This is a genomic window from Actinomycetota bacterium, from assembly GCA_035640355.1.
In the GTDB taxonomy this organism is placed as follows: domain Bacteria; phylum Actinomycetota; class UBA4738; order UBA4738; family HRBIN12; genus CALGFI01.
This window is the reverse complement of the sequence record DASQWI010000029.1, coordinates 44,345-70,151: the sequence shown is the minus strand read 5'-3', so window position 1 is coordinate 70,151 and position 25,807 is coordinate 44,345. Positions and strand designations below refer to the sequence as shown.

Below are 25,807 nucleotides of genomic sequence, written 5' to 3'. Positions count from 1 at the left end.
TGGAGCGCGCCCAGGCCCGCCGCGTCGATCCGGCCGGACAGGACCCACGGATGTGGGTGCGGGCTCTCCTGCGCGAAGTAGCGCTCGAGCGCGCGGATAACGGCACGCTCCTCGTGAGGCGTCAGATCGGCGTCAAGCTCGAACCGGCGCGGCGCGAGCCTCGCGCCGTCGAGTCGGCCCTGCGGGTCGCCGTTCGGGGTTCGGTCCCGTTCGTCGTCGCTCATAGCGGGATGTTCCCGTGCTTGCGCGCGGGGATCGTCTCCCGCTTCGTCCCGAGCATCCGCAGCGCCTTGATCAGGCGCGGCCGCGTCTCTGCCGGCTCGATCACGTCGTCGATGAACCCGCGCTCGGCCGCGATGTACGGCGTGGCGAACTTTTCCTGGTACTCGTCGATGAGCTGCGTACGCGTCGCCACGGGGTCGTCGGCCTTCTCGATCTGCTTTCGGAACACGATGTTCACCGCGCCGTCCGGACCCATCACGGCGATCTCCGCCGTGGGCCAGGCGAACGACACGTCGGCGCGAAGGTGCTTGGAGTTCATCACCAGGTACGCGCCGCCGTACGCCTTCCGGGTGATGACCGTGAGCCGGGGGACCGTGGCCTCAGCGAACGAGTAGAGCAGCTTTGCGCCGTGGCGGATGATGCCGTGGAACTCCTGCTGCGTGCCCGGTAGGAAACCCGGCACGTCGACGAACGTGACCAGTGGGATGTTGAACGCGTCGCAGAAGCGGACGAACCGCGATGCCTTCTCGCTGGAGTCGATGTCGAGCGTACCGGCGTTCACCTTCGGCTGGTTTGCGACCACGCCGATGCTGTGACCGTCCAGACGCGCGAACCCGATCACGACGTTCATCGCCCAGAACGGGAACACCTCGAAGAAGTCACCGTCGTCGACGACCCGGCGGATCACCTCGTGCATGTCGTAGGGGACCTTCGCGGAGTCGGGAACGAGCATCGTGAGCCCGTCGTCGCGGCGGTCGGGATCGTCGACCGGCGCGTACGTCGGCGGGTCCTCGACGTTGTTCGACGGTAGGTACGACAACAGGTGTCGCACCATGGCCAGACACTCCTCTTCATCCTGGCTGACGAAGGACGCGACGCCCGACTTGCTGGCGTGCGTCATCGCCCCGCCGAGTTCCTCGAACGTGACCTCCTCGCCGGTCACCGCCTTGATGACGTCGGGGCCGGTGATGAACATGTGGGAGGTGCCGCGCACCATGAACGTGAAGTCGGTGACGGCGGGCGAGTAGACGGCGCCTCCGGCGCACGGGCCCATGATCACACTGATCTGCGGGATCACGCCGCTCGAGCGCACGTTGCGTTCGAACATGTAGCCGTACCCGGCGAGGCTCGCCGCGCCCTCCTGGATGCGCGCGCCGCCCGAGTCGTTGATCTGGATGAACGGCGCGCCTGTCGACATCGCGAGGTCTTGCACCTTGCAGATCTTCTGGGCGTTGACCTCGCCGACGGAGCCGCCGAACACCGTGAAGTCCTGGCTGGCGACGCACACACGACGCGCGTCGATCGTTCCGAATCCGGTTACCACGCCGTCGCCTGGCGGACGGTTGCGGTCCATGCCGAAGTCGTGGCTCCGATGGACCGCGAACGGGTCGGTCTCCTGGAACGAGCCCGGGTCGAGCAGCAGGTCGAGCCGCTCCCGCGCGGTCAGCTTGCCCTTCTCGTGCTGTTTGCGGACCGCGTCCTTCCGGGCGTTGTCGAGCAAGGCGGCCTTCCGCTTGCGGAGCTGCTCGATGCGCTCTTCGATCGTTCGAACCGATGGTTCTGCCGGCGGTCGTTCCTCGGTCGTGGCCATGGGAATGGAGTCTATCCGGCGGTGCGAACGTGACCGTTCGCGCCGCGATCGTCGGGCTGACCGCCTTCTAGACGTCCACGCGGCCGCCGGTGCGCCAGTACTTGCCCCCATCTCGGGCGAGGAAGCCCTCGTCGACGAGATACCTTCGAAGCGCCGCGTGGTCGTTATAGAAGCGACCGACGATGACGTTCACGGTCCTCTCGTCGTAGTGGATCCCCGGTTCGAACTCGAGCGCGATGCGTTCGAGGACGATCCTGCGTTTCGACTCCTTCGCCGGGATCTCGGTCAGTCGGCCGTCGCGGAAGAACGCTCGGAGGACGAGTTCTTCCTGCTCGTTCGCCGCGCCCAGGGCCAGGCCACTCTCCCGCGGCGGGCCGACCTGTTCGGCCGCCCACCGGAGCGTCGTTGGGTCGAGCCGGTACGTCGCGCGATCGTCGGCGAGTCGAACCACACCAGTTGCCGTGAGCCGGTTCAGGTGCTTCCGCAGCCTCGTCACGGGGATTCCGAGCTGACCCGACAGCGCGGATGCGGACGCCTCGCCTCGCGCGAGCGATCCGGCGATCGCTAGGCGCTCTGGATCGGCGAGAGCGCGAAGGATCTCGTTCGGCGTCTCGGCCATGTCGGTGGCTACTCCTACCATCGCCCAATGTCCGTGACCGGCACGACGATGTCGACACCGTCGATCGAACGTTCGATCGACATGACGCCGTCGCAGCGCCGGACGTTCGACGAGCTCATCCGCGCACAACGGTCTGCTGCGCTGGACGAACGTGCGATCGGTCGTGTCCGCGCTCGACTCCACGATGCCGTTCGGGGATCGGCGGGTGCGGCGGTGCGACTCGGCAAGGCGGGCCTGAACGATCTCGCGCGGTGTCCGGGCCTGTTCGACGCGGTGCGCGCGGGCGAACGAGGACCGTTCGCTTTCTCCGGACGTTTCGCCGCCGGTCGTCTGGCGCACAAGGCCGTGGAGCTCGACGTGGCGGGCCGGGAGGAACGAGACTCGTACGGCCTGGTCGAGGCCGCGGCGGTACGGCTGGTCGAGGACGACGCGTTCGCGGCGTACTGGAACGGGCTCGACCCGCTACGGCGCGACGAATCGTTGATGGACGCCGCGAAGACGCTCGAGCTGTTCCGGTCGACGTTCCCTCCGCTGCGCGTGATGCGACGCGCGCTTGCGCCGTCGTCGGAGTGGCACGTTCGCGTCGAGCTGTTCGGCGGCGCGCTGGTGCTGTCGGGGACGCTCGACCTCGTTCTGGGTGTCTCGGACGATCTCGCCGCGCCGTCGCGACTGGCGATCGATCTCAAGACGGGACGCGCGTGGCCGGAACATGCCGAAGACATGCGGTTCTACGCGTTGCTCCTCGGGCTCCGCTTCGGTGTGCCCCCGTACCGCGTGGCAACGCTGTATCTGGACTCCGGCGAATGGCAGTCTGAGGACGTCGACGAGCGCGTGCTGGATCGCGCCGCCGACCGCGTGATCGACGCCGTCCGGGCCGCGGCGGCGTCCGACGACGGACGGCCGTTCGAGCTTCGGCCGGGTCCGTACTGCACTGTCCCCGGTCTTCGACGTGCCCCGCGAGTCAGGCGGCGGCGCGATGGTCGCTGATAGTCTCCGCACCTCCCACGGAGCCTCGATGACCAACGATCTGTTCGACATCGGCGAGATCCCCGAGATCGGCACCGTTCCCGCGCGGATGCACGCGCAGCTGGTGCGCCCGGAGCGCTTCGGCGAACCGCAGGACTCGATCAAGGACGAGGTGATCGATGTTCCGGAGATCGGGCCGAACGAGGCGCTGGTGATGGTCATGGCCGCCGGCGTGAACTTCAACAACGTGTGGGCGGCGCGTGGCGTCCCCGTCGACGTCACCAAGACGCAGGCCCGGTGGGGCGAGCCGACCGACTTCCACATCGTTGGCTCGGACGCGGCCGGCATCGTTTATTCGGTCGGTCGGGACGTGACGAACGTGAACGTGGGCGATCGCGTCGTCGTACACGCCGGGCAGTGGGACATCGACGATCCGTGGGTCGTCGCCGGAAAGGATCCCGGTCTCGCGGCGAGCTTTCGAGTGTGGGGCTACGACACGTGCTGGGGCTCGTTCGCGCAATTCACGAAGGTGCAGGCGCACCAGTGTCTGCCCAAAGCCGACCACCTCACGTGGGAGGAGGCCGCAGCGCCGACGCTCACCGGTGGAACGGCCTACCGAATGCTGCATGGCTGGCCGCCGAACACGGTGTCAGACGGCGACGTCGTCCTGGTCTGGGGCGGCTCCGGTGGACTCGGATCCATGGCCATCCAGCTGGTGACGCTCGCGGGTGGCCGGCCGGTCGCGGTCGTCTCGAGCGACGAGAAGGGCGAGTACTGCATGGGCCTCGGCGCCGTCGGTTACGTCAACCGGACCAGGTTCGATCACTGGGGTGTCCCTCCCGCGTGGAACGATCCCGCCTGGAAGGAGTGGTTCGAGGGCGCGAAAGCGTTCGGCAAGGCTGTGTGGGAGGCGCTCGGTGAACGAACCAGCCCGCGGATCGTGTTCGAGCACCCGGCCCAGGACACCATCCCGACATCCAACTTCGTCTGCGACCGGGGTGGGATGGTCGTGATCTGCGCCGGAACCACCGGGTACGACACGATGATCGACGTTCGATACCTGTGGTACCTGCAAAAGCGTTACCAGGGCTCCCACCTGTTCAACGACGAGCAGGCAGCCGCGTTCAACGATCTGGTGCGCGACCGGAAGGTGTCGACGACGCTCAGCGCGACGTACGTCTACGACGAGACCGGCGCGGTGCATCAGATGATGGGTAGCGGCGAGCTTCCGGAGGGCAATGTCGCCGTCCTCGTCAACGCGCCGGCTCGAGGTTTGACCGACCTGCCGTAGCGGCCCGACGCTCTTCCCCGGTCTTCGCTACAGTCGCGCGACGCTTCGGTCGATGACGCGGAGATGCGATCGCGGAGTAGACAAGGGAAGAGGACGGCGTGAAGGTCTTGCGGTGCCGGCAGTGGGCGTTCGCCCTTGGGTCGATGGGCGCCGGCATCGGGCTGATGGTGTTCAACCTGGGGATCGTGCCCGACGAGCTGATCCTCCCCGGCCGCATCGTCTTCTTCGGCGCCGGCGTCGGGGTCGGGTGGTTCCTCGTCGGACGTGTGGCACTCGCCGGGGTCCAGGTTCAGGAGACCGGCGTTCTCGTTCGGAACCCGCTCGCACATCGCTTCATCGCCTGGGACGAGGTCGAGGCGTTCTCGCTCGGCCGATACACGGTGCTCTCGCGCCTCGGAATCGCGCGCCTTCGCGACGGCTCGCGGGTCCCGCTGTTCGGGATCCAAGCGATCGAGTCGGCGTTCAACGCGGGGGACCGCGAGGCACACGAGATCGTCGACCGCCTCAACGCGGCGCTCGCCGCATCGACCGCCTAACTTCGCTCCTCGACCAGCTCCACGAGGACTCCGCCCATCCCGCTCGGGTGGACGAACGCGATCGTCGTTCCGCGCGAGCCGGGCCTCGGCGCGTCGTCGATCAGGCGGACGCCCTCGGCCTTGAGATGCGCCAGCGTCTGCGCGACGTCGTCGACGCGAAAGCCCACATGGTGGACACCGGGTCCCCGTCGCTGGAGGAACCGTCCCACTGCGGTGTCCGGCCCGAGCGCCCCGAGGAGCTGGATGTACGAGCCGCCCACGTCGAGCAGGATCTCCTCGACCCCCTGCGCCTCCACCCTCTCGCGATGAAGGGGTTCGACGCCCAGCGTTCGTCGGTAGTGCTCGAGTGACGTGTCGAGGTCGGCGACGGCGATGCCGACATGGTCGATCCGCGTGAGCATCAGCGCGACCTGCGGCGCCGCTCGCCGAGCGACGGCTGGAGACGTTCGATCAGGTCGTACGCCTGCCGAACGTGGTACGCCCGCAGTGTCAGCGCCCTCGTGACGGCGGCGACGGCTTGCGCGCGCAGATCCTCCTCGCTCTTCGCGCCGTCGCCCGAGCCGGGTCGCGTCGCGTAGAACTCCACCAGCTCGAGGAACTGTTGCAGCGACGGCGTGAGGCCGCCGCGCTCGTACGCGTAGATGGTCTGACGTGCCGCGGGGAACCCGGCAGCCGAGGAGGCATCCCGTACAGCCCGATAGCCGGCCCCCCGGCGGAGGCCGCGCAACAGCGCGCCCACGGTATGCGCTTCCTCGCGCGCAACGGGAGGCAGTTTCTTCCGCGCCATCCGCTCCCCTCGGAGGCACGCGTTGCTGCTGTTCGAGCCTCCGGCGGGGGACGATAGCTTGTCGCTCCCACGCCGCGCTCACGAAGGAGATGTCCGGCGTTCGGCCTCCACCCGTCGACGTGCTCGGCGCCGGCCGTAGGGCGAAGGCCCGATGTGTCCATCGCCCAGTTGCCGTACAGTTGCTCGACCCGACCGATGCGAGGGGAGAGCGATCCGTGAGGCAGGCAAATCGTTCCACCGCAGCGGTTCTCCACGGCTTAGATCTACAGTCGAAGGGACGAGCCGACGTCTTCCGGGTGCGCGAGCGAACGCGCAAGCGCCGTCTCCGCCGTCTCCTCCTGTTCCTCGGCCTGCTCGACGGATATCTCTGGTACCGCTACCTCACCGACAACCCGTTGCGCCTTCCGACCGTCGGCCCCGAGGCGGTGATCTGGGCACCCATCCTCGTGCTCGTCCTGGCCATCGGCATCTTCACGCTGATGCCGATGTTCAGCGGCCGCTCCCCCCACGCGATCGTTCGACCTGAAGAGATCGAGGTCGGGCTGGACGAGGTTCGCGGACTCGACAACCAGGTCGACGAGGTGGGCCGGACTCTCGATGTGTTCCTCGGGTACGCCACATTCCGAAACGAGCTCGGCGGGAACCCCCGTCGAGGGATCCTGTTCGAGGGTCCTCCGGGAACCGGCAAGACGTATCTGGCCAAGGCGATGGCCAAGCAGGCGGGCGTGCCGTTCCTGTTCATCTCCGGTCCGGCGTTCCAATCGATGTGGTTCGGGATGACGGCCGCCCGGATCCGCGCGTTCTTCCGCAGGCTTCGAAAGCTCGCGCGTAAGGAGGGCGGGGCGATCGGATTCATCGAGGAGATCGATGCGGTCGGTTCCGATCGAGGCGGCCTGAACGCGAGCCCCGACCCGACAGGTCTTGGACGAGTTGCGTCGAGCGTCGTCGGCGCCGGCGGCTCCGGCATGGTGAACGAGCTCCTGATCCAGATGCAGTCGTTCGATCAGCCGCCATTTCGTGACCGCATCAGGGCCGGCTTCATCGAGATGATCAACAACTACCTTCCGCCGGACCGGCGCCTCGCCGCTGGGAAGCCGAGCTACAACAACATCCTCCTGATCGCCGCGACCAACCGCGCGGATCAGCTCGACCCAGCGTTGGTGCGGCCGGGCCGGTTCGACCAACGCCTGTACTTCGACGTTCCTACGAAGAACGGACGTCGCGAGCTCGTCGACTTCTTCCTCGAACGCAAGACACACCACGAGCAGCTCGACGAGGACGAGATTCGTGAGCGCCTCGCGCACGACACGTTCGGTTACACGCCGGTCATGATCGAGCATCTGTTCGACGAAGCGTTGCTCGTGGCCCTTCGAAACGGGCGCAAGGCGATGAGCCTCCAGGACATCCACGAGGCCAAGTTGACCGAGGAGCTCGGCTTCAAGCAGCCGGTCGTCTATACGGAGTCCGATCGCGTGTCCGTCGCGACGCACGAAGCCGGTCATGCGACGGTGGCGTACTTCTTGGGGAAGGGCCGACGTCTCGAGGTGCTCTCCATCATCAAGCGCCGTCAGGCGCTGGGCCTCCTCGCGCACGGCGACGAGGAGGAACGGTTCACTCGCACGCGAACGGAGCTCGAGGCGGGCATCGCCATCGCCCTCGGAGGGCTCGCCGCGGAAGAGGCGTTCTTCGGCGAGAGCGGCACCGGACCGGCAGCGGACCTCCAGCACGCGACGACGCTGGCCGCCCAGATGGTCGGTTCGTTCGGGATGGCCGGCTCCCTCGTGAGCTACGACGCGATCGCCGAGGGGCCGGTCGGATCGAAGAACCTTGTCGGCAGGGTGCTCGGGGACGAGCAGGGACGCACGCGGGTGGAGGAGATCCTGACCGCGGGCCGCCAGCGCGTCGAGACGGTGCTCAAGGAGAACCGCGACGTCGTCGTGGCCCTCCGCGATGCGCTGATCGCCCGGGACGAGCTCGTCGGCGACGAGATCTTGCGGGAGATCGAGATCGCGCTCTCGGCGCGCAACTGAGTCGCGCCGAGAGGCGGTCGACCCCTACGGCTTCGTGGAGGCCCCGATCCGGGTCTCGCGGTACGCCGGAACGGCGGGCGTGGGCGTTTCAGGGACGGCGATCACCGTATCCTGCTGCCCCGCGAGCGCACCGGATCCCTCGCTCGACGTGTAGGCGACCTCCGAATGCTGCGACAGGTCGAGCCCCGTCAGCTCCTCTTCCTCGCTGACTCGCACGCCGACGAGCATGTCGACGACCTTCAGGATCCCGAGCGTCATCGCGAACGAGAAGGCCATCGTCGCCCCGACGGCGAGCGCCTGCCGGCCCAGCTGAACGAGCCCGCCGGAGAAGCCGTTCACCGCGGCGCTGGCGAACACGCCCGTGAACAGCGCGCCGACGATGCCGCCGACCAGGTGCACTCCAACGACGTCGAGCGAGTCGTCGTAGCCGATCCGCGCTTTCAGGTTCACGACGAAGAAGCAGACGGCGCCCGCCGCGAAGCCGATGACGATAGCCGCCCAGGGTTCGACGAAGCCGGCCGCCGGCGTGATCGCGACGAGCCCTGCCACGGCGCCCGTGGCGGCGCCGATCGTCGTGGCCCGCCCGTGCTTGACCCGCTCGAACAGGAGCCAACCGAGGACCGCTGCCGCGGTGGCGAGGTTGGTAACGGTGAAGGCAGACGCGGCCAGGCCGTTGGCGCCGAGCGCCGACCCTGCGTTGAACCCGAACCACCCGAACCACAGGATCGAGGCGCCGAGGATCACCATCGGCACGTCGTGGGGGATGAACGCCTGCCGACCGAACCCGCGTCGCTTGCCGAGGAACACGATCGCCGCGAGCGCGGCGGCGCCGGCGTTGATGTGCACCACGGTTCCACCGGCGAAGTCGAGCGCGCCGACGCCCGAGAGGCCCAACCACCCGTCCGCGAAGACCCAGTGCGCGACGGGCGCGTAGACGAGGATCGACCACAGGCCGAGGAATAGAGCGTACGCGGAGAACCGCATGCGCTCGGCAACGGCGCCAGTGATGAGCGCTGGCGTGATGATCGCGAACATCAGCTGGTAGGTGCTGAACGCAAGGTGGGGGACCGTCGTCCCGTACGTCTCGCTCGGCTCGAGGCCGACGTCGTTCAGGCCCAGGAACGACAGACCGCCGATCACGCCACCGACGTCCCGCCCGAATGCCAGCGTGTACCCGATCAGCGTCCACAGCACGGTGACCAGCGCGAGGGCGAAGAACGACTGCATGATCGTCCCCAGCACGTTCTTCGTTCGCACCAGGCCGCCGTAGAACAGCGCCAAGCCCGGCGTCATGAACATCACCAACGCCGCGCACATGAGGACCCAAGCGGTGTCGCCGGTGTCGATCTGCGGCATGGGCCGCCTCCTCCCCGAGGTCACGAAATCCGAACGGGGACTTTGTAGCCGGCGTCGGTCGCGGCGCCATGTCCCTTTCGTTTCCATCGCGTAAATCCGCAGAATCGGGGCATGCCCATCCATCGAGCGCAGGGCCTGAGTTCGGTCGTCCGAACCCACCTACACTCGACGGCGTGCGTCCCGCCGACGAGCTCGTCGAGGTGTAGAGCTCGGTATCACGGCCCGGCCTACCTAGCGCTTCGTCCTCCGGTATGACGGACCCGACGGACATTGTTTCCGCGGCGTCTTCGACGTCGTGTGGGACGGCCAATCGTGTGGCAGCCGACCGAGGTCGTATGGGGATCGTTCGTTTCGCTCGACGCGGTCGACGCCATGATCAAGCGGAAACGTTTCTGCCTCGACTCGCTCGAGCTGTTCGACCGCTGGCGCCGGGAGGTTCAGGTAGGGGTCTGACGTACGACCGGAAGGACCTCGATCGCCAACCGTTCCGCCTGATCCTCGCGGCGCCCCCCGACGAAGAAATTCACGACGGTGAAGCCGCCGTCGAGGATCTCCAGGACGCGCTCGATGATCTCGTCCGGCTCCCCGCCCAGCCTTCGATCCTCATCGGGTGGCGCCGGACCACCGATCCTGACGCCGACGTTGACGGCGTAGTCGAGATCATCCGGGTCTCGCCCGGCGCGCTCCGCCGATGCGCGAACGTCCACGATGCTCCGTCTTGCCTGCGGCAGGGGGAGGTAGGCGAGCGACGGGATCCATCCGTCCGCCAAGCGGCCCGTGAGCTCTCGCGCCCTCGGCCCGTACGTGCCGAGCCAGATGGGGATCGAATGGGCCGGTTTGGGCTCGAGCTGCGTGCCATCCGTTCGGTAGTGCCGCCCCTTGAACGTGAACGCCGGCTCCGCCCAAGCACCGCGGATCACGGTGAGCGCCTCTTCGAGCGCCTCGACCTTCTCGTCGGGCGCCCTCATGGGCGCGCCGTAACCTGCGAACTCCGCGTCGCTGCCTCCTCCGCCGAGGCCGAGGATCAGGCGGCCGTTGGAGAGTCGATCCAGCGATTCGGCCATCTTTGCCGTCAGGGCCGGCAGGCGGAGCGGAAGGCCGAGCACGTCGGACGCCACGCGGATCCGGCTCGTCCGGGCGGCGATCCGTGTCATCAGGGTCCACGTCTCGAACGACGGGTGCTCGCCATGCGGGTGGTCCCAGACCGTGACGAGGTCGAAACCGAGCTCCTCCGCGTGAACCGCTTCGGCGACCGGGTCCGAACGGCCGGACGCCGAGGGGATGATCGAGATGCCGAACCGTGGCGCCTTCATGCGCGCGTCCTTTCGATCACACCCGCGCCGTAAACTGGATTCATCCTTCACAACGAGAGGACGGCATGACCTCTTCCGTCGTGATCGGCGGTGCACGGACCCCCATCGGCAAGCTGAAGGGTGGTCTGTCCGACGTCCCGGCCGTCGACCTCGGCGCCGTGGCGATCCGCGAGGCCCTGGCGAGGTCAGACGTCGATCCCGGACAAGTCGACTACGTGATCATGGGTCACGTCCTACAGGCCGGCGCGGGCCAGATCACTGCGCGGCAGGCGGCCATCGGGGCCGGGATCCCCAAGGAAGTGCCGGCCGTCACGATCAACAAGGTCTGCCTGTCGGGCATCAACGCGATCGCGCTCGCCGATCAGCTGATCCGGGCGGGCGAGGTCGAGATCGTCGTCGCCGGCGGCATGGAGTCGATGTCCGGCGCCCCCTACGTGCTGCCGAAGGCGCGGGACGGTTCTCGGCTCGGCGACACCGAGTTGGTCGACTCGATGATCCACGACGGCCTGTGGTCGACGTTCACGCGCCAGCACATGGGCGAGTCCTCCGATGAGATCAACGCCGAGCTCGGGATCACGCGAACGGAGCAGGACGAGTGGGCGGCGCGTTCCCACCGCCGGGCGGCGGCGGGATGGGAATCCGGCGCGCTCGCTGAGGAAGTCGTGGCCGTGGAGGTTTCGTCCCGCGGCGGCGCGACCATCGTCGAACGCGACGAGGGCATCAGGCCGCAATCGACCGTCGAGTCGCTTGGCAAGCTGAACCCCGCGTTCCGTCCTGACGGGACGATCACGGCAGGGAACGCCTCGCAGATCAGCGACGGCGGGGCCGCGGTCGTCGTGATGAGCCGCGAACGGGCAGACAGGCTTGGCCTGGCGCCGATCGCCGAGATCGTCGCCCACGGGATGTCGGCCGATCGATTCCCGTACCTGCACACGGTTCCGGCGATAGCGCTTCAGAACGCCGTCAAGAAGGCGCAGCTCGACGTTCACGACCTCGGGCTCCTCGAGGTGAACGAGGCGTTCGCCGCCGTCGCGGTGAACGTCACGCGCGTCCTGGGCTTCGACGAGGAGCTCGTCAACGTGAACGGCGGAGCCGTGGCGCTCGGCCACCCCATCGGCGCCAGCGGCGCGCGGATCGTCCTGACCCTGGTCCACGAGATGCGCCGGCGCGGCGTCGATCTTGGCGGCGCGACGATCTGCGGAGGTGGCGGACAGGGCGACGCGTTGGTCGTACGGCGCATCGCCTGAGCATGGCCGAGCTCGAGCGGTTCGAGCTGCCCGAAGAGCTCGAGGAGTTCCGCCGCCTTGTCCGAACCATCGCAGAGGAGAGGATCGAGCCGCGCGCGGCCGAGATCGACGAGACGGACGAGTGGCCCGAGGACGTGTACAAGGTCCTCGTCGAGAACGACCTGATGGGCGTGGGCTACCCCGAGGAGCACGGCGGTTCGGGCGGCGGCTCGCTCGCGTTCGGAGTGTTCATCGAGGAGCTCTCGCGAGTCTCGGCAGGCGTGTCGCTCACCCCACTCGTCTCGAAGCTCGGCGTGATCCCGCTGGTGGTCGCGGGAGACGACGCGAAAGCCAAACAGATGACCGAGGGGATCGCTCGCGGCGACGTGCTGATGTCATACGCGTTGACGGAGCCCGGCGCGGGTTCGGATCCCGCCGCGATGACCACGCGGTACGAACGCGACGGCGACGAGTTCGTGCTGAGCGGAACGAAGCGGTTCATTACCGGGGCCGGTGTTTCGCACGGGTACGTCGTGTTCGCCACGAAGGATCCGTCGACGCGCGCCAAGGGCGTGTCGGCGTTCCTCGTGATGCGCGACGACCCAGGAGTCTCGTTCGGGCGCAAGGAAGACAAGATGGGCATCCGCGGATCGCCGACTCGCGAGGTGATCTGCGACGGGGCGCGCGTCCCCGCCGACCGGCTGATCGGCGATGAGGGTGAGGGCTTCGCCTACGCGATGCGAACCCTTGACTACTCGCGGCCGGCCATCGCCGCGCAGGCGCTCGGCATCGCGCAGGGCGCGTTCGACTTCGCCGCCCGATACGCGACCGAACGACAGCAGTTCGGCAAGCCCATCGGCGAGTTTCAGGGCGTCTCGTTCATGGTGGCCGACATGGCGATGCAGCTCGAGGCGGCGCGGATGCTCGTGTACAAGTCGCTCGCGCTCTGCGACGCGGGCGACGAGCGGATGACGTACTTCTCGAGCGTCGCCAAGTGCTTCGCTTCGGATGCGGCGATGCGCATCACGACCGACGCGGTACAGGTCTTGGGCGGGTACGGCTACATCCGCGAGTACCCGGTCGAACGGTACATGCGGGACGCGAAGATCACCCAGATCTACGAGGGGACCAACCAGATCCAGCGCGTCGTGATCGCACGTGAGCTGCTGAAGGCGTTCGCCTAGTGCAGTTCATCGTGATCGGGCGGGACGGCGACGACGCGGACGCGCCCGAACGCCGCGCTCGCGTGCGGCCCAAGCACCTCGAGTTCATCCGGCCGTTCGTGGAGCGAGGACAGGTTCTCCTTGGCGGCGCGATCCTCGACGACGCCGGCACGATGGTCGGATCGACGATCCTAGCCGACTTCGAAACGCGCGACGGGCTCGACGACTGGCAGCGCAACGATCCGTACGTGACCGAGGGCGTGTGGCAGCACTTCGAGGTTCACCCGTTCCGCACCGCCGTCGGCGCATGGATGCCGGACGAGGCCAGAAGCTGAGGTAGCCCGCTACACGAGTCCCATTCGGCGCTCGGCTTCGCGGGCGTGCGGCCATCTTCGGACGTGGTCGGGTAGCAGCGGTAGGGTCGAACGCACGACGGCCGCAGCCGCGGAGAACGCTCGTTCCGTTGCGCCGTTCCACCGCAAGCCGAGCTCCCTCCGCATTCGCGCCGGCAGCAACCCGACAGACAGCAACCCGGAGGCGAGCCCGGCGGGCCACAGCACCAGCGGAGCCGGTGGGGAGAGCACGATTCGGGCCACCGCTCGGCATTCGTCGCCGATGTGCAGCGTCGACATCGTTCGCGTGAGGTACGCGCGGAAATCCGTGTACGTGGCGGGATGGAGAGCCTCCGGCACGCCGAACGCCGTCCCCATCCGGCGCATCTCACGGTAGTAGCGCTCTCGAACGACGAGGGGGATCGGCCGCACCAGTCGCGCGTACGCCTCGATCGACGAGTCGACGAGCGTCGCATGCACCCACAGCAGGAGCTCCGGATCGAGGGCCGAGTACCGCGCGCCGTGGCGCTGTCCGTAGACGGTTTCGTGGACGCGGTGAACGCGTTCGACTGCGGCTTGCCAGTGGGACGAGTCGCCAAAGATCACCGTGAGCGCCGTGTCCACGGTTCGCCACAGCCGGTCGAACGGTGCCACCGTGAAGTCGCTGTGATCGGCGACGCCGGCCGCGACCATCGGGTGCGCGACCTGCATGAGCAGCGCTCGGCCGCCGCCCATGAGCAGGATCGACTCGGCGTTGATCCGCCACGCCAGTGACCCGGGACCGAACAGCCCCGGGTCGCCTTCGGTGCCGCGCGTCGTCTTCGGGAAGCCTCGGACGACGTCACCGAAGCCCCGAACGAGCGTTGCCGTCACCGCGCGAGCGTAGCCCTCAGAGCCTGCGTGCGGGCGTTCCCCGGGGTTGCCTCGCTGGATATGGCCCGAATGATCGCGCGCCGTGGTCGGATGCTCGGACGCGTCGGAGCCCTCGGCTACGCTTCGGGCGATGACGGAAGCGGTGCGGAACGCTCGAGGAGCGAGCGCGATGCGCCCGGTGGCCACCCAGTCGGTCGTCTCAGCGCCGACCGCCTCCGAGGAGGCCCGGGTCGTCAACCTCGAGCTCTACGAGCGCGGTCAGCTCGATGACGCGGCCAGGTTCGTGGTCGACCTCCTGGAGCGCCCCGGAACCGACATCCGAGTGCTCGAAGCGCAGCTCGGGCTGGACGAGGCGCTCGTGGTCGAGGGCCATCCCGACGGGTACGAGCTCATACCGATCGAGCCCGTCGGACCGGGTGTCGTGTGGGCGATCGACGGCGGATCGTGCGTCGTCGCCGACGGGCGGTCGTTCCAGGTCGTGGGGCATCGAGCCGCGCGCGTGCGGTTCCAGAACGGATCCACGGCAGCGATCGACCGTCCCTCGCTCGTGGTGCACGCCGTCTCCACCGAGGAGATGGACAGGCTCGCCCGCGCTGCGCTCACCGAGCTCTGCGGCGCCGAGCCGGAGCGCCTTCCCGACCTGCCCCGTCCGGTGGATGCGCTTCGGGAGTGGTCTGAATGGAGTGAGGTGGCGCGGACCGTCGAGGAAGCTCGCGAGGGCGACCTGGTGCTCATCGACGGGTCGCTGCACGGCGGGCCGCTCGTTCCGCAGACCGTGGTGCAACGCGTCCATCGGCGAGCGGTCGAGCAAGGTGTCGTCATGGCCGGGGTGGTCAAGGCGTCCACGCTGTACTGGGGACGGAACGCGCCGCTCGTCGGGCTGCTGAAACGTCGTGGCGACCGCGAGGCGCCGTCGTCCAGATGGGCTGTGCGCATCTCGACGGACCCCAAGTTCGGACGGTTGTACGTCGGCGACATCTTCGTCGGGCATCTCGCGCCGACGGCGTCGTTCGCGTTCAGGATCGACGTTGCTCGCGGACGACTCGACGCGAACGAGGTCCTCGGGCGCGTCGCGGCGCTCGCCGACGACCCGGCATTCGTGGGGTATCCCTACCCACTCGCCCGAGCACACCAGGCGGCGCGGGTGACGGGCTACGACGTCGTGGACGTTCGGCGCGCCTTCCGCGATGCGCTCTCCGGCCGGGGGATGGCGGAGGACGACATCGAGGTCTTGTTCCAGGACTTCCACGAGGTGCTCAACCGGTGACGGCGGGCGAACGAAGTGAGCGCGACCGCCCGAGCGTTCGCCCCCCAGGTGGGGACTACAAGGGGCGGCTGTTCGGCAAGAGCGTTCTCGAGGCGACGTTCCGATCGTTCTACGGCTCGGACCTGTTCCTCGGGGAGCTGCTCGCGGCGGAGGATCTCGAGCGCGCCAGACGGTTCCTGTTCCGGGTTATCGATGTGACGCATGGCTCGGACTCGTCGGATCCATCGTGGTCGGAGCGGACGGCCGGCGCGTACATGATGGGCGACGCGTCCGGCGCGACGTACGCCCTGCACGATCCGGAGCAGCGCCTGTACAAGGTCGCCACGTGCCAGCCGCTCGGCTACCTCGACGCGGGCGGGTCGTTCCGAAAGCCCAAGTCGCTCCCATCGCAGTTCGCCAAGGTGACGTCCCCGACGCCCGAAGACTTCGAGTTCCTCCGCGAGCGAATGGGCGACGTCCGCGTCGGCCTGTTGCGCTCGGGCGAGGACACGATCGATCTCGAGGTCGGGATCAAGGGGCAGACGCTCACCTCGCACGTCGGGGTCTTCGCCACGACGGGGATGGGCAAGTCGAACCTGATGAAGGTTCTCGCCGGGGAGATCCTGGCGTCGCAGGGGCGGTACGCCTGCCTGCTCTTCGATCCGCACGGCGAGTACCTCGAGGGCGGCAGCGGAACGCGACGCGGCCTCCGTGAGCACCCCTGGGCGGCCGACCGGCTTCGCGTGTACGCCACCAGGGCGACGGGAGCCCGCGCCACAGCGCTCCGTCTCGCCCTGTCGGAGCTGACGCTCGGGGATCTCCAGACCGCGTACGAGTGGAGCCACGCGCAGGAGGACGCCATCTACCGACTCGTCCGGTTCTTTCGCGAGGAGTGGATCAGCAAGGTCGGCGAGGAGGACGACGTGTCGACGCTCGCCGAGGACCTGAACGTCGCAACGAGCACGCTGCAGGTCATCCAGCGTCGCGCGCAACGGATCCTCGAGCTGCCGTGCATCTCGCGGGATCCGTCCCAGCCGTCGCTCTCGGCTCGGATCGTGGACGAGCTGATGGATGGCTACTCCGTGCTCGTCGACACGAGCGGGCTTTCGTCGATGGAGGAGATCCTGGTGGCGTCGGTGATCACCCGCCGTGTCCTCGACGCATATGCCGACACCTACCTGTCGGACCGGGATCGGTTCGCCGCGCTCCCGCCGACGCTCGTCGCGCTCGAGGAGGCGCAGCGCGTGCTGTCGCGCGTGGCGCGATCGGACGAGAACGTCTTCCCGCGTCTCGCGCGCGAGGGGCGAAAGTTCAAGGTCGGGATGTGCGCGGTCTCGCAGCAACCGAAGCTGATCGACGACGAGCTCCTGTCGCAGTTCAACACGTTCTTCATCCTGGGCCTGGCCGACGAGAAGGACCGCAACATCCTCCGAGGGAGCTCCAAGCAGGACATCTCCGATCTCGGCCCCGAGATCCAAACGCTCATGCCCGGCGAGGCGATCGTGACCAACCTCGAGGCGCCGTTCGCGCTTCCCGCGCAGATCTATCTATACGAGGACTACCTGAAGTCGGTGGCCGGGCCCTCGCCGATGCCGGCGAGGCCCCACGGAGCCGCTCGGGGGTTCGCCGAGTAGTGGCGCGACTCGTCGCATTCGGCGACGCGCACCTCGGCCGGTCGCACCTCGCTCACCTCCGCGACGAGCACGGCCGGAACGTTCGGGAGGAGGACTTCCTGCGCGCGTTCACGTGGGCGATCGACGAGACGATCGCGCGAGAGCCGGACGGGTTCGTGTGGCTCGGCGACGTGTTCGATCACGCCCGGCCGACGTACCGAACGTTCGCCCACGTGCTCGCTGGGCTTCAGCGTCTCTCGGATGCAGGTTTGAAAGGCGCCGCGATCAGCGGGAACCACGATACGCCGAGGGTGCGGGGAACCGGATCGCCCTACGACGCGCTCGAGCGGGTGTTCCCCGACGTCACGTTCGCGTGGCGGATGGAGGCGGTGACCGCGGAGGTCGCCGGCGTCGCGGTTCACGCCGTTCCGCAGACGATGTCCGTGGAGGATCTCCGGAAGGAGCTCGGGGTTGCGGCAGGACGGACTCGGACCGACCAGACGAACCTACTGCTGGCGCACGTCGCGCTGACGTCGCTCCCCGCGCGGGCCTGGCGCGACATCAACGAGCTCGAGGTCGAGGAGGCTTCGTTCGACAAGGCGTTCGACCTGGTGATCCTCGGGCACTATCACGCGCTGCAGAAGGTCTCCAAGCGCACCTGGTACGCGGGCTCCACCGACACGTTCTCGTTCGCCGACAGCCCGGAGACTCCCAAGGGCCTCGTCGTCGTCGATACCGACACGGGTTCGGTCGAGCACGTGGAGAACCCCCACGAGCGCCCGCTCGCCACGGTCGGCATATCCGCGGACGGCCTATCCGCCGGCGAGCTCGTCGACGCGGTGGAGAAGGCCGCAGCGGGCACCCCGTCGGGCGCGATCGTCCGCGCATACCTGAACGGCGTCGACCCGGCGTCGTTCCGTCAGGTGGCGAACGAGCAGTTCCAGGAGGCGGTTCCCGCGGCGCTGTGGGTGCAGGTCGAACCCGACTACGGCGCCGAGGCGTTCGCCGTGCAGGGCGGACCGGTGGTCGGTTCGCTCGAGCAAGAGTGGGCCACGTACGTCGAGCCGCAGGATCTCGCGGGGCTCGATCGCGAGCGGGTGGTCGCGCTCGGCTCTCGGTTCCTCGTCGACGCGCAAGGGGAGACGGTGTAAGTGCGCGTCCTCGAGCTCTCGCTGCGCAACTACCGCGTGTTCGAAGAGGTCGACCTGGAGATCCCCGCACGCGTGATCGGTATCTTCGGTGAGAACGGAGCGGGGAAGACGACGCTCGTCGAGTCGGTGGCGTTCGCGTTGTACGGGGTCGACGCGGCCCGCACGAAGAAGCAGGAGATCAGGACGCACGGCGTGCTGACCGACTGCGAGGTGCGCGTGGTGTTCGAGCACGCCGGCTCGCAGTTCGAGGTGCGCCGATCGATCAAGGGCCGAGGTCACACCCCGGAGGCCGAGCTGTACGGCGGCGAGCTGTTGCTGGCGTCCGGCACGACCGATGTCGACGCAGAGCTACGTCGGCTCCTGCACATGGATCTCCACGTGTTCCGTTCCTCGGTCTACGCGGAGCAGAAACAGCTCGACGCGTTCTCGGACCTCAGCCCGGCGCGACGCAAGGAGATGGCGCTCCGGCTCCTCGGTATCAAGCCGGTCGACGACGCGCGGACGTTCGCGAGACGCGAGGCCCGCGCCACACGGGAGAGCGCCGGGCAGTTGGAAGACGCCGTTGCCGATATCGCCGCTCTCGAGGCCGAGTTGAAGGAGGCGAAGGACGCGGCGGCCGAGGCCGCGAAGGGGGCGAAGGCCGCCGCGGCGGAGCTGAAGACGGCGACGACGAAAGCCAAGGCAGCCCGTAAAGCGTTCCAGGAGATCGACGCGGCGCGAGAGCGCGTCGAGAAGCTGACCGTCCAACTTCGCGCGAAGATCGAGCAGCGCGAGGCCGTCGTTGAACGAGGCGAGGAGCTCGCCGAACGGGCCGAGGGCATCCGCGAGCGTCTCGCGGTACTGCCCGAATTGCAGGATGAGCTGGAACGTGCGGGCGACGTCGAATCGCGGCTGCGTGCCGGCACGAGGCTCGCCGACGCCCTGGAGAAGCTGGAAGCGGCGCAGAGGCGGCTCGCCGACGTACCGCCTGCCGACGCCGACGCCGACCGGGATGCCCTCTCGGCGGCGGAGGCGACGCTCGCGAACGCGCGCGACGCGTCGGCTCGCTCGGCCGCCGAGCGTTCTCACGCGGCGTCGCTGCAGGAGGCGGCCGAGGATCGGTTGGCCCGGGCCGCCGAGGCCGATCCCACGCAGCCCTGCCCGACGTGCGGACGGCCGCTCGGCGACGACTTCGCCGACTACGTGAAGCACTGTCGTGCCGACGTCGCCGCGGCGAAGAGGACCGCGTCGGCGGCGGAGCGAGCGATGAAACAGGCGGCGACGGCGCTCTCACGCGCGCAGAAGGCGTTCGACAACGCGACGAAGAACGCCCAGGCGACGCTCGACGCCGAACGGCGTCGAGCGCAGTTCGCCGAGAACGCCGATGCGCTTCGCGCGGAGGTCGAGGTCCTCGCCAAACCGTTCGACGGCACGCCGCCCGATCTCGACGGCCTCCGAGCCGACGTCGATCGAATCTCGGCGCTGGGCAAGGAGATCGCGGAGATTGCGGCAGAACGCAAGCACCTGGTACAGCTCGAGACGGACCTCGCCGCGGCAGGGGAACGACTCCGTGCGATCGACGCCGAGCTGACCGCCCTCACGGACGAGGCCGAGGCGATCGCTTTCGATCCTCGGGCACACGACCAACGGCGTTCCGCCCTCGACGACGCGGAGCGCACGCTGGAGGAGGCGACGACGGCCGAGCGCGAGGCCAGCGACGATGCGAAGGACGCCGATAAGCAACTCGCTGTGGTCACGGCGGCGCTCGCTCAGGCGAGACAGACCGCCGCGCGGGTCGACGAGCTCCGTTCGGAGGCGCGCTACGTCGAGCGCGTCGCCATGCTCCTCGACGGCTTCCGAGATCACCTCGTGGCCCGCGTTGGCCCCGAGCTCTCTCGCGAGGCCGAGGTGCTGTTCCGGGAGCTCACGAACCACGCCTACGACGACCTTCGCGTCGACGACGAGAGTCTGTCGATCCAGATCGCCGATGGCGACTCGTACTTCGACATCGGCCGGTTCTCCGGATCCGAGGCAGACCTGGCCAACCTCGCGCTCCGCGTCGCCATCTCTACGCACCTGTCGAGGATGTCGGATGCCGACGTGGGGATCATGGTGCTCGACGAGGTGCTCGGGTCGCTCGACGAGGAGCGCAAGGACCTGATGGTGCAGACCCTGGGCCGCCTCTCGGCGCGCTTCCACCAGCTATTCGTGATCACGCACGCGGAGCGGGTGAAGGATCAGTTCCCGGCGGCGATCCTCGTTGAGAAGTCCGGCCGTCGACGGAGCACGGCGGTCCTGGTCTAGCCGCCGGACGGCTCGCGGCCAATTGCGCTACGACCGCTCCACAACGACGTCCGTTCGCTCGAACGCCTCACCGTCCCATTCGAACGTCACGTGCCGGAACGCGCTGGGGCAGCAGTGCGCGTCGTCGGGTCGGAAGACCGCCATCCTCAGCTCGAGCGCGCCGGGCGAGATGAGGAACTGGGCATCGCACGTCCGCCGGCGGAGCACCTGCCGCGTGTCGTCGGCATCGCTCACGATCACGCGCCACGTGCCGCACGCGCCGCTCCCGCCCATCTCCTCGAAGGTGAGGAGGTCGTCGTGGCCGTCGTCGGTCGCATCGCCCGCCTCCACCCGGATCCCGAGCACGCCCTCCGCGGCCGCGTCGATGAACGCGAAGACGACGCTCCAATGCGGCCGATCCGGGAACCGCTGCCACAGCGCGAAGCCGTGTTCGGCCGCGAACGGATCGTCCCCGATCACGTAGGCCACCGCGACCTGATCGGGCACGTCGCTGCCCGCCGGAAGCGCGACTCGATCGGTCGACTGTGCGTCCGGTGGCACGAGCGCCTCGCTCGGCAGGTCGGACGCGTCGAGGTCGTTGTTGATCGGAGCGGCCCACGCGGGAGGGATGGGACGGGGTTGCGGAGTCGGGCTTCCCGACGCCGTCGGAGTCGGGCTCGGTGAGTCGATGGGCGAGGGCGATGCAGTCGGCGTGGGGGAGGCGCTCGGTTGGGCTACCTGCCCGCCGTCGCCGTCACACGCCGCGAGGGCGAGCGCAATGACGAACAGAAAGCGTTGGAATCGGGACACCGCGTCATGCTACGGCCGTACGGTGCCGCGCCCGTAGAATCGGGTCGATGTCCACCTCGTCGTCGACGAAGACGGTCGCCGAATCGCACACGACGCTCGTCCAGCTGATGGAGATCACCCATGCCAACATCGCGGGGATCGTCCACGGCGGCGAGGTGATGAAGCTGGTCGACACGGCCGCAGGGATCGCGGCGGTGAAGCACTCCGGCGGCATGGCCGTCACCGCCTCGATCGACGAGATGTCGTTTCTCACCCCGGTCCACGTCGGCGACCTGGTGACGGTGGCCGCGTCCGTGAACGACGTCGGGACGACCTCGCTCGAGGTCGGCGTCCGCGTTGATGTCGAGGACGTCATCAGCGGTGAACGCCGTCATACCTCGAGCGCGTACCTCGTGTTCGTCGCGCTCGACGACGAGGGAAAGCCGCGACCCGTTCCCCGTCTCGTGACGAAGACCTCGGCCGAGCGCCGCCGGCAGCGAGAGGCGAAGATCCGGCGCGAGATGCGCTTGGCGCACCGCGAGGCCATCGAGAGCCACCGGAGGAGACCCGAGCAGGACCGATCCGCCCGCGTCTAAGTCGCCATTCCGCCGTCGAAGCCCGTACGCGACGGTCTGGGACCATGGAGTTCGGCCGACCCGAAAGGACGAGATGACCACCGACCTCGGCGGCGCGAGGGGGCGGATCGACACCGCCGACGGCCCGGTCGAGCTGTACCGGCTCGAGTGGCTCGCCGAACGCGGCGTCGGCGACGTCGAACGGCTCCCGCACACCGCTCGGATCCTCCTCGAGAACCTCCTTCGCAGAGCCGGGACGCGCGACGTTCGAGACGAGGACGTCTCAGCCCTGGCGGGGTGGCCGGCGCCGGCTCCGGAAGCGTCGGTTGCGTTCATGCCGTCCCGCGTCTTGATGCAGGACTTCACCGGTGTTCCGGCCGTCGTCGATCTCGCCGCGATGCGTTCGGCGATGGCGCGCGCGAGCGGCGACCCCTCGCGCGTCAACCCGCTCGTCGACGTCGACCTCATCATCGATCACTCCGTCCAGGTGGACCTGTTCCGCTCGCCCGAGGCATACGAGGCAAACATCGATTGGGAGTACCGGCGAAACTCGGAGCGGTACGCGCTCCTCCGGTGGGCGCAGCAAGCGTTCGACGGCGTTCGCGTCGTTCCGCCCGGCGCCGGGATCTGCCACCAGGTGAACCTGGAGCACCTCGGCAAGGTCGTCGCGGTCAGGGACGGCATCGCGATGCCAGACACGCTCGTCGGCACCGACTCCCACACGACCATGATCAACGGGCTCGGCGTGCTGGGGTGGGGTGTGGGCGGGATCGAAGCGGAAGCCGCGATGCTCGGCCAGCCAATGTTCCTGCCTGCACCCGTCGTGATCGGCGTCCGCGTCGTCGGTGCGCTTCCGGCCGGAACGACCGCAACCGATCTCGTCTTGACGCTCACCCAGATGCTTCGCGCGCACGGCGTCGTCGGCACATTCGTCGAGTTCTTCGGCGACGGGCTGTCGACGCTCGCGCTCGCGGACCGCGCGACGCTCTCGAACATGTGTCCCGAGTACGGCGCGACGGCGGCGTTCTTCCCCATCGACGCGGAGACGCTTCGGTACCTACGCTTCACGGGACGCGAGGACCGCGTCGATCTCGTCGAGCGCTTTGCGAACGAACAGGGGCTGTTCAGACGCGACGGCGATCCCGAGCCGGTGTTCAGCGAGGTCCTCGACCTCGATCTGTCCGGCGTCGAGCCGTCGCTCGCGGGTCCCAAGCGCCCGCAAGACCGCGTACCGCTCGCCGGCGTATGGGCTTCGTTCGTCGAGGCGTTCCGCGATCGGCTCGAGCCGGACCCGACACCCCAGCAGACGGCGCGGTTCCTCGACGAAGGCGGCGCGCAGACCGCCCTGAACGAACCCGCCGCCAGCACCGGGCGCGTCGTCGATCCGGTAGGCGAGCCCGAGCCGGTCTCACTGAACGACGGCGTGCTTCGGCACGGTTCGATCGTCATCGCGGCCATCACGAGCTGCACGAACACGTCGAATCCGAGCGTGATGCTTGCGGCCGGCCTGCTCGCGAAGAAGGCGGTCGAGGCGGGGCTCGAGACCAAGCCGTGGGTCAAGACCTCGCTCGCCCCCGGGTCACGCGTCGTCACGGAGTACCTCGACGCTGCCGGGCTGCAGCCGTACCTCGACAAGCTCGGGTTCTCGCTCGTTGGCTTCGGGTGCACGACGTGCATCGGGAATTCGGGGCCCCTGCCGGACGCGGTGGCCGCCGCAGTCGCCGAACGCGACCTCGCGGTCGTCGCGGTGCTCTCGGGCAACCGGAACTTCGAGGGACGGATCCACCCGCAGGTGCGCGCGTCGTATCTGGCGTCGCCGCCGCTCTGCGTGGCCTACGCCATCGCCGGTCACGCCGAGGTCGATCTGACGACGCAGCCGCTGGGGGTCGCGCCGGACGGCACGCCCGTGTACCTACGCGACCTGTGGCCGACGGCGGAGGAGGTCCGCGAGGCGATCGCCGCGTCGGTCTCGCCCGACCAGTTCCGACGAGAGTACGGCCGGATCTACGACGGCGACGAGCGGTGGAACGCGCTCCCGTCGCCTGAGGGCGCGATGTTCGCGTGGGACCTAGACTCGACGTACGTCCGAGAGCCGCCGTTCTTCGAGGATCTTGCGCCCGTGCCAGGGGTCGTCGACGACGTCGCCGGCGCGCGGTGCCTGGTGAAGCTCGGTGACTCGATCACGACCGATCACATCTCACCGGCAGGGGCGATCCGTCCGGATTCACCGGCCGGCCGGTACCTCATCGACCACGGCGTACCGCAGCGTGAGTTCAACAGCTACGGTGCGCGACGCGGGAATCACGAGGTGATGATGCGCGGGACGTTCGCCAACGTGCGGCTGCGGAACGAGCTCGCCTCCGACGCCGAGGGTCCGTGGACGACGCACCTGCCGAGCGGCGAACGGATGACGATCTACGACGCCGCGCTTCGTTATCGCGACGAGGGAGTTCCGCTCGTCGTGCTCGCCGGCAAGGAGTACGGCAGCGGGTCGTCGCGCGACTGGGCCGCCAAGGGGCCGGCGTTGCTCGGCATCCGCGCGGTCATCGCGGAGAGCTTCGAGCGGATCCACCGCAGCAACCTCGTGGGATTAGGCGTGCTGCCCCTGCAGTTCCGTTCCGGCGAGTCGGTCGCCACGCTCGGCCTGACCGGAACGGAGACCTTCGACATCTCGGGCCTCGCCGGCGGTCCGATCCCGAGACAGGACGTCGAGGTCGTCGCTCGGAATGCCGACGGCGGGGAGACGCGGTTCGCCCTGACGGTTCGCATCGACGCCGCCGCCGAAGTGGAGTACTACCAGCACGGCGGGATCCTTCAGATGGTGCTGCGGGAGATGCTTCGCGGCTAGGACCGACCCCGTATGGCAGGGAATCAGCCTGATCACTCGCCGGTGACGTCTGTCCCCGTGCGCCTGTCGGCCTCTTCGATCAGCGCTTCGAGCGAGACCGGGTTATCGGGATCGTAGGCCGCCGCGCCGACCGACACCGAGAGTTGGGAGGACCGCCCGCTCCGCGCGTTGCTCTCCGCGATCGCCTCGACGAGCCTCGACAGCACGACGGCGTCGGCGCCAGACGCGTCGCCGGTGAGCAGGACGCAGAACGAATTCGGGCCTACGCGCGCGAGGACGTCCGAGCTGCGGACGACGGCGCGAAGCACGTCCGCCGCCTCGGTGACGGCGCGGCGCCGTTCGTCCTGGTCGGCATCGTCTTCCGGCGCGGCGTCGGGGGTGTCAAGACGGACGAACACCAGCGTGACCGGTACCTTCGAACGGCTGGCGTAGGCGAGATGATGCGAGGCGAGGTGCTCGAGACCGCGCGTCGTGTAGAGCCCGGTGAGATCGTCCACGAATCGGCCCCGTTCGAGCTCGTCCTCCAGGCGCCGAAGCGACGTCGCATACCGAACGGCGCGTGCAAGGAGTTCGGGCGAGGCGGCGGAGACGACGTCGCTGGCGCCGGCGTCGATCGCGCGTTCCGCGATCCCGGCCCGGTCGGCGGCGCCGGCGCCATCGGCGCCCTGCGTGTCGCGGTCGGCGTCATCCGCCGAAAGCACCCCGATCACCGCCACGTCGGGAGCGCGCTCCCGGATCGACCGGACCGCGTCCACGCCGGGTGCGTCCGGCGTGTCGAGCGCCAGGAGCACGACGTCGACGCCACCGCCGGCGAGTTGTGCCAGTGCCCCGAGGAGGTCGTCGGCCGTCTCGACGGTCGCACCGGCGACGACGCCGGGGTCGAATCCGACCGCGAGGACGGCAACGGGAGGCTTCGAGGCCGGCACGAGGACAGCGTATCCGCACGGCGACGACATAGCGCGGCAGGCGCGGGGAGGGGTCTCCACAGGAACGCCACGTCGTTGCCCGGATGCCGGCG

23 protein-coding genes are annotated in these 25,807 nt (G+C 68.6%); 13 read left to right on the top strand and 10 right to left on the bottom strand.

Features of this window, described 5'->3' with window-relative positions; all coding sequences use genetic code 11:
• From VFA08_14195 to VFA08_14185, 3 genes are all read right to left on the bottom strand, one after another.
• Nucleotides 1-224: hypothetical protein (locus VFA08_14195; protein HYZ14739.1), on the bottom strand; the 224-nt coding region annotated here is incomplete at its 3' end.
• Entirely contained in the window at nucleotides 221-1,765 is a 1,545-nt protein-coding gene (locus tag VFA08_14190) for an acyl-CoA carboxylase subunit beta (GenBank protein HYZ14738.1), read from the bottom strand. The genes VFA08_14195 and VFA08_14190, both read right to left, overlap by 4 nt.
• 115 nt (nucleotides 1,766-1,880) lie before the next feature.
• Nucleotides 1,881-2,432, bottom strand: a complete 552-nt coding sequence (locus tag VFA08_14185) for a DUF2087 domain-containing protein (GenBank protein HYZ14737.1) — start codon at nucleotides 2,430-2,432, stop codon at nucleotides 1,881-1,883.
• 27 nt (nucleotides 2,433-2,459) lie between these two features.
• Here VFA08_14185 and VFA08_14180 point away from each other — a divergent pair, with 27 nt between their 5' ends.
• The 3 genes from VFA08_14180 to VFA08_14170 all read left to right on the top strand — a co-directional run bounded on the left by VFA08_14180 (nucleotide 2,460) and on the right by VFA08_14170 (nucleotide 5,225).
• Nucleotides 2,460-3,419 (top strand): PD-(D/E)XK nuclease family protein, encoded by a 960-nt coding sequence (locus VFA08_14180; protein ID HYZ14736.1) that lies wholly within the window; start codon nucleotides 2,460-2,462, stop codon nucleotides 3,417-3,419.
• A 28-nt stretch (nucleotides 3,420-3,447) separates the two neighbouring features.
• Entirely contained in the window at nucleotides 3,448-4,689 is a 1,242-nt protein-coding gene (ccrA, locus tag VFA08_14175) for a crotonyl-CoA carboxylase/reductase (protein HYZ14735.1), read from the top strand.
• A 98-nt stretch (nucleotides 4,690-4,787) separates the two neighbouring features.
• Nucleotides 4,788-5,225 carry a PH domain-containing protein gene (locus VFA08_14170; protein ID HYZ14734.1) on the top strand — a complete coding sequence of 146 codons (438 nt, stop codon included), beginning with the start codon at nucleotides 4,788-4,790 and terminating at the stop codon, nucleotides 5,223-5,225.
• Here the strand turns inward: VFA08_14170 and mce are convergent.
• The gene (gene mce / locus VFA08_14165; protein HYZ14733.1) at nucleotides 5,222-5,626 is read right to left on the bottom strand and encodes a methylmalonyl-CoA epimerase; all 405 of its coding nucleotides are present in this window, start codon (nucleotides 5,624-5,626) and stop codon (nucleotides 5,222-5,224) included. The two genes, VFA08_14170 and mce, sit on opposite strands and share 4 nt — an antisense overlap.
• A complete protein-coding gene (locus tag VFA08_14160; protein ID HYZ14732.1) occupies nucleotides 5,626-6,012 on the bottom strand; it encodes a hypothetical protein in 387 nt (128 codons plus the stop codon). Before VFA08_14160 ends, mce begins: the two co-directional genes overlap by 1 nt.
• Nucleotides 6,013-6,308: 296 nt before the next feature.
• On the opposite strand from VFA08_14160, the gene VFA08_14155 reads away from it, so the two are divergent.
• On the top strand, nucleotides 6,309-8,042 hold the full coding sequence (locus VFA08_14155) for an AAA family ATPase (GenBank protein ID HYZ14731.1): 1,734 nt from the start codon (nucleotides 6,309-6,311) through the stop codon (nucleotides 8,040-8,042).
• Between the two features lie 24 nt (nucleotides 8,043-8,066).
• On the opposite strand, the gene VFA08_14150 is transcribed toward VFA08_14155, so the two are convergent.
• Together VFA08_14150 and VFA08_14145 are read right to left on the bottom strand one after the other, a co-directional pair.
• Nucleotides 8,067-9,389: an ammonium transporter gene (locus VFA08_14150; protein HYZ14730.1), complete on the bottom strand. Its 1,323-nt coding sequence runs from the start codon at nucleotides 9,387-9,389 to the stop codon at nucleotides 8,067-8,069.
• A 446-nt stretch (nucleotides 9,390-9,835) separates the two neighbouring features.
• The gene (locus VFA08_14145) at nucleotides 9,836-10,711 is read right to left on the bottom strand and encodes an LLM class flavin-dependent oxidoreductase (GenBank protein HYZ14729.1); all 876 of its coding nucleotides are present in this window, start codon (nucleotides 10,709-10,711) and stop codon (nucleotides 9,836-9,838) included.
• Nucleotides 10,712-10,776: 65 nt separating this feature from the next.
• Here VFA08_14145 and VFA08_14140 point away from each other — a divergent pair, with 65 nt between their 5' ends.
• From VFA08_14140 to VFA08_14130, 3 genes are read left to right on the top strand one after another with little or no spacing between them, the layout of a single operon-like run.
• On the top strand, nucleotides 10,777-11,958 hold the full coding sequence (locus tag VFA08_14140; GenBank protein HYZ14728.1) for an acetyl-CoA C-acetyltransferase: 1,182 nt from the start codon (nucleotides 10,777-10,779) through the stop codon (nucleotides 11,956-11,958).
• A gap of 2 nt (nucleotides 11,959-11,960) precedes the next feature.
• Nucleotides 11,961-13,121: an acyl-CoA dehydrogenase family protein gene (locus VFA08_14135; protein HYZ14727.1), complete on the top strand. Its 1,161-nt coding sequence runs from the start codon at nucleotides 11,961-11,963 to the stop codon at nucleotides 13,119-13,121.
• A complete protein-coding gene (locus VFA08_14130) occupies nucleotides 13,121-13,435 on the top strand; it encodes a YciI family protein (GenBank protein HYZ14726.1) in 315 nt (104 codons plus the stop codon). Before VFA08_14135 ends, VFA08_14130 begins: the two co-directional genes overlap by 1 nt.
• A gap of 9 nt (nucleotides 13,436-13,444) precedes the next feature.
• Here the strand turns inward: VFA08_14130 and VFA08_14125 are convergent, their stop codons facing one another.
• The gene (locus VFA08_14125; protein ID HYZ14725.1) at nucleotides 13,445-14,305 is read right to left on the bottom strand and encodes an oxygenase MpaB family protein; all 861 of its coding nucleotides are present in this window, start codon (nucleotides 14,303-14,305) and stop codon (nucleotides 13,445-13,447) included.
• A 130-nt stretch (nucleotides 14,306-14,435) separates the two neighbouring features.
• On the opposite strand from VFA08_14125, the gene VFA08_14120 reads away from it, so the two are divergent.
• Genes VFA08_14120 through VFA08_14105 form a run of 4 tightly spaced genes read left to right on the top strand, consistent with a single transcriptional unit; the run spans nucleotide 14,436 to nucleotide 20,598 of the window.
• Nucleotides 14,436-15,572, top strand: a complete 1,137-nt coding sequence (locus VFA08_14120; protein HYZ14724.1) for a DNA double-strand break repair nuclease NurA — start codon at nucleotides 14,436-14,438, stop codon at nucleotides 15,570-15,572.
• Complete coding sequence (locus tag VFA08_14115) at nucleotides 15,569-17,185, top strand: ATP-binding protein (protein HYZ14723.1); 1,617 nt, start codon at nucleotides 15,569-15,571, stop codon at nucleotides 17,183-17,185. Before VFA08_14120 ends, VFA08_14115 begins: the two co-directional genes overlap by 4 nt.
• Nucleotides 17,185-18,315 carry a DNA repair exonuclease gene (locus tag VFA08_14110; protein HYZ14722.1) on the top strand — a complete coding sequence of 377 codons (1,131 nt, stop codon included), beginning with the start codon at nucleotides 17,185-17,187 and terminating at the stop codon, nucleotides 18,313-18,315. The genes VFA08_14115 and VFA08_14110 overlap by 1 nt, the downstream gene beginning before the upstream one ends.
• Nucleotides 18,316-20,598 (top strand): SMC family ATPase, encoded by a 2,283-nt coding sequence (locus VFA08_14105; GenBank protein HYZ14721.1) that lies wholly within the window; start codon nucleotides 18,316-18,318, stop codon nucleotides 20,596-20,598.
• Nucleotides 20,599-20,625: 27 nt separating this feature from the next.
• On the opposite strand, the gene VFA08_14100 is transcribed toward VFA08_14105, so the two are convergent.
• Nucleotides 20,626-21,387 carry a hypothetical protein gene (locus VFA08_14100; protein HYZ14720.1) on the bottom strand — a complete coding sequence of 254 codons (762 nt, stop codon included), beginning with the start codon at nucleotides 21,385-21,387 and terminating at the stop codon, nucleotides 20,626-20,628.
• Between the two features lie 47 nt (nucleotides 21,388-21,434).
• On the opposite strand from VFA08_14100, the gene VFA08_14095 reads away from it, so the two are divergent.
• Together VFA08_14095 and acnA are read left to right on the top strand one after the other, a co-directional pair.
• Nucleotides 21,435-21,962 carry an acyl-CoA thioesterase gene (locus VFA08_14095; GenBank protein HYZ14719.1) on the top strand — a complete coding sequence of 176 codons (528 nt, stop codon included), beginning with the start codon at nucleotides 21,435-21,437 and terminating at the stop codon, nucleotides 21,960-21,962.
• Nucleotides 21,963-22,035: 73 nt separating this feature from the next.
• Entirely contained in the window at nucleotides 22,036-24,789 is a 2,754-nt protein-coding gene (gene acnA, locus VFA08_14090) for an aconitate hydratase AcnA (GenBank protein HYZ14718.1), read from the top strand.
• A 32-nt stretch (nucleotides 24,790-24,821) separates the two neighbouring features.
• Here the strand turns inward: acnA and VFA08_14085 are convergent, their stop codons facing one another.
• Nucleotides 24,822-25,715 carry a diguanylate cyclase gene (locus VFA08_14085; GenBank protein ID HYZ14717.1) on the bottom strand — a complete coding sequence of 298 codons (894 nt, stop codon included), beginning with the start codon at nucleotides 25,713-25,715 and terminating at the stop codon, nucleotides 24,822-24,824.
• Nucleotides 25,716-25,807 lie beyond the last annotated feature (92 nt).